Origin of the sequence: Erythrobacter sp. MTPC3 (assembly GCF_042854385.1) — a bacterium.
Lineage (GTDB): Bacteria > Pseudomonadota > Alphaproteobacteria > Sphingomonadales > Sphingomonadaceae > Erythrobacter.
In genome coordinates this window covers 1-3,759 of sequence record NZ_BTGP01000026.1, presented here as the reverse complement: position 1 = coordinate 3,759, position 3,759 = coordinate 1, and the positions used below count along the sequence as shown (strand labels likewise).

The 3,759-nt window shown below is 65.3% G+C and carries 3 protein-coding genes; 1 reads left to right on the top strand and 2 read right to left on the bottom strand.

Features of this window, described 5'->3' with window-relative positions:
- Positions 1-245 precede the first annotated feature (245 nt).
- A complete protein-coding gene (locus tag ACGHU1_RS16755; protein WP_390588834.1) occupies positions 246-569 on the top strand; it encodes an ArsR/SmtB family transcription factor in 324 nt (107 codons plus the stop codon).
- Between the two features lie 85 nt (positions 570-654).
- Here the strand turns inward: ACGHU1_RS16755 and ACGHU1_RS16750 are convergent, their stop codons facing one another.
- Both ACGHU1_RS16750 and ACGHU1_RS16745 read right to left on the bottom strand, forming a co-directional pair.
- A complete protein-coding gene (locus tag ACGHU1_RS16750) occupies positions 655-1,578 on the bottom strand; it encodes a DMT family transporter (protein ID WP_390588831.1) in 924 nt (307 codons plus the stop codon).
- 140 nt (positions 1,579-1,718) lie between these two features.
- The gene (locus ACGHU1_RS16745; RefSeq protein ID WP_390479162.1) at positions 1,719-3,395 is read right to left on the bottom strand and encodes a tetratricopeptide repeat protein; all 1,677 of its coding nucleotides are present in this window, start codon (positions 3,393-3,395) and stop codon (positions 1,719-1,721) included.
- Positions 3,396-3,759 lie beyond the last annotated feature (364 nt).

Sequence of the window (3,759 nt, the reverse complement as noted above, 5' to 3'; positions counted from 1 at the left end):
ACGCGACGATCGCGATCGACTGGAACGAGGACGTGGAAGCGTGCAGCCTCTCGCCCCAGGCCGAGCCGGTCCGAAAAACGGAAGCCGGCTGCAACTCCCATGCGCACGCGCACGCTCATTGAGGAGAGTCGCCCTGCAACCCGGTCGCGTCAGCCGCATCGCGCTGACGCGACCGAAATGCTACGCGGACAGGCCGATGGTATGTATGAACATATCACGACCTGTTTTCTTGTTGGGCACCCACGATGACCATTGATGCCGACTTTGATACCCAACCGGCGCTTCAGAAAGTGTCGATGCTGGCGGAAATCTTCCGATTGCTGGGCGATCCGTCGCGGCTGCGGATCACGCTGTTCTGCCTGAGCGGCCCCAAGTCGGTCGGCGATATCGCCAAGAGCCTCGATCTGTCGCAGACGCTGGTGAGCCATCATCTGCGTCTGCTGCGCGGCGCGAGGCTGGTCCGGGGCGAGCGGCACGCAAAACAGATCTTCTACGAGCTGGCGGACGATCATGTCCGGACGATGCTCGTCGACATGGCGAGCCATGTCGACGAGCCGCATGACGACTGACAGGCGCGGCTCCTACAGACCCGCGCCGAACTGGTCCGGGGCGAACGGAACGACGATCGCCGGTGTCGATCAACTGATGCCCGGCTCAGCGTTCGCGGCGAACGATCTTTGCCGGCGTGCGAGGCTGCCGGATCACAAGCCAGACACCGGCGGCGCATGAAGCGAGCAGCGCCAGGACGATCCATCCCGGCGCCCCTTGCTGTCCGACCGCCCAGCCTCCCATGCGCAGCACGAACGGCACCGTCAGAGACAGCCCGGCGGTGAACAGCGGACCTTTCCGCAGGATCAGTTCGTGGAGGAGGATGAATACCGGCGCGGTGAAAAGCGCGCCGAGAATAGCCAGCTCGGCCCAATCACGCGACGCGATCGCGCCGAGCGGCGCGAACAGGAGCGCCGCCGCTCCCAGCATGATCGTGCCCGCGCCGGTAATGGCGGGGAGGGCGGACATTGCGGGCAAATGGCCCATCCGACCTCGAAAAACATAGCCATAAAGGGCGTAGGAAGCGGTGCCCGCGAACCCCAGCAGCGCGCCACCCAGCATCATGGAGAGGCCACCTTGCGAGCCCGGACCGTGCGGCCGTCCATCGGCGAGGACGTAGCCGCAGGCCCCGATCATCGCGAGGATGGTGCCGGCGACGCGGAGCCGTGTGACCGGCTCCTGAAAGGCAACGGCGCCGATGGCGAAGGTGATGCATGGCAGCAGCGATGTGATGAGGCCGATCCGCGATGCCCCGATCATGCCGGTGCCGATCATCGTTCCGGCATAATAGCCGAAGAACCCAAGGAGCCCGAGCAGCGCGACGGCTCCAGGCCGCGACGCGGCCACCCGGACAGCGGGACGCCGTGCCGGGTTCAGCATGGCGATAGCGGTCAGCGCGACGAAGGCCGTCCCGGTTCGGCCTGCCGCCACCACCAGCGCCGGCATCCGCGCGACGAGATCGCCCGCGATCAGCCAGCTCGCGGCGAGCAACAGGATGAGAGCGATCGAAAGCGCGGGAATGACCAGCACGCCTTTCCCGCGCGGAGGTGGGGGAGTGTCCTTCACTGAAGAAATCCTGATCGACCTGCGCACGGGGGAGCGCGCAGGACAGCCGGCAAGCCTGCCTTTCGCGGAGGATGGCAGGCTTGCCGGTAGCTACGGTTTGCCGATCAGGCGGCGGCCTCGAACGCGCTCAGGCGGCAGAAGCAGGCGGCGGCGATCTTGATGTCGGCGGAGGCCACGGCGATGTCGCGCTGAAGGACGATTTCCTTCGCCTCGTCGTGGCGGCCCAGCTTCGTCAGGCATTCATGTAGGCCGTGCAGGCTCCAGACATTGTTGGGGCGGATGCGGCGACGGCCGAGCTTGCGGGTCAGGCCGAGATCGATGCGATGCTCGGCCGCCGCTTCCTCGTGCCGGCCCTGCTCGACCAGCAGCGCGCAGTAGGCGTGACGGACGGGCTGGAGCCAGGCCGGCGGATCGCTGTAGGGCAGCGCATCTTCCAGCGCGATCGCCTCGCGCAGCAGCGCGAACGCCTCCTCGATATTGCCCTTGCGGTATTCCAGTTCGCCGTCGAGCATCTTGGCCGCGATCTTCAACGCCTCGATCTCCTTGATCGGGATCGAGTTGAGGCGCGATTCGGGCACCTTCTTCACAGCGGCGATGAAGTCCTCACGCGCCGCTTCCGCCTCGGGCACGCGGCGCAGCGCCGCATAGGCGATGCCGCGGGCATAGTGGATCATCGCCACGGTCGAGCAATAGAGGTCCTGGTCCTCCGGCAGCTCCAGTTCCAGTATCTCTTCCCAACGGCCGAACCGGATCAGGACATGGGGCAGGGTGGTGCCGTGCGCTTCGAGCAGGTCGGCCATCGGCGGGCTGGAAATGCTGAGCAACTGCGGCGTCAGCACCTCCTTGAGTCGGCCCGCCATGTAGAGCGCTTCACGCGAGCGGCCCGCCATCATCGCGCCATAGGAACCGACCATCATGTTGTGGACGCGATAGACGTTGTACCAGACGCCGATATCGGTCTCGTGGCCGAAATAGCGGTCGTCGGCCGCGATCGCGTCGAGGTTCGAATCGACCACGCGGCGCCAGTCACCGCACGCATTGTCGATATGGGTCGACATGTGTGCCAGGTGAGAGCCGTCCTTCGACAGGCGACGCAGGCGATCGGCGGCGGGCAGCGCGATCTCCGGGATTGGCGACATCTCCATGAGGTGAATGTAGAGGTGGTTCAGCACGGGATGCCGGTCGCCGCCGGGGCGCGGCAGGGCATCCTCGATCACCTCACGCGCCTCCAGCGTGCCGGGGCCGATCGGCTCGCCGGTGTCCAGATCCCACAGCGCGCGCGGGCTGAGACAGATCAGCGCGTCGCCGAACAAGGCGGCGGCATCGATGTCGTCGGAGAACTGCTTGTAGAAAGTGCGCATCGCATCGGCATAGGCGTGATTGAGCCGGTCGAACTCGGCTTCATCCTGGGTCGGCGCGTCGGGGAAGCGCGGACCGAGCGCATCGATCAAAGCGCGCTCAAACGGCGTGGCATTCTTCGCCGCGGCCTTGCGGGCGCGCTCCAGCGCGGCCTGCGCCACCTCGATGCTCTTCGCCATGTCGGCGCGATCGAACAGCCGCCACGCCTTGTTGTAGTTCGGCCCCGAACCGAAGGCGATGCCCCAATGCGCCATCGCGCAGTCGGGGTCATAGGTGGCGGCCTTGCGGAAGCAGCGCACCGCCTCTTCCGGGTTGAAGCAATAGGCCCAGGCGAGGCCCCGATCGAACCAAAGCTGCGCCTCTGGCGACGAGGTGGTCACATCCCGGCGGAAATCACCGAGGTCATAATAATCATCCGACATGAGAGTATGGCTCCGTTGGGGGGCGTCGACTCATCGCAGGCGACGGCGACCGTTTATCAATAACGTATGAATATGTGTTCATACGACTTGCGTCAAGGCGGGAAAGCCGTTAAGCCCCACCGCGAAGACCACCACGAATCAGGTTATGGGTTTCGATCCATCTCGATTCCTGTGATCGCGGAAGAGTGTAAGACAGGATCGTGACCCGGCTGCTGCGCCTCCTTTTCGTGCTGATCGCGTCGTCGCTTGTGGTGACGGCGACGGTCCACGCACGCGAGCAGCAGGGTAGTGCCGTGATCGAATGCAGCGGCTTTGTGCATACCGACGGCGACGCCGATCAGTCGCAAGGCGATGCCGACAAATC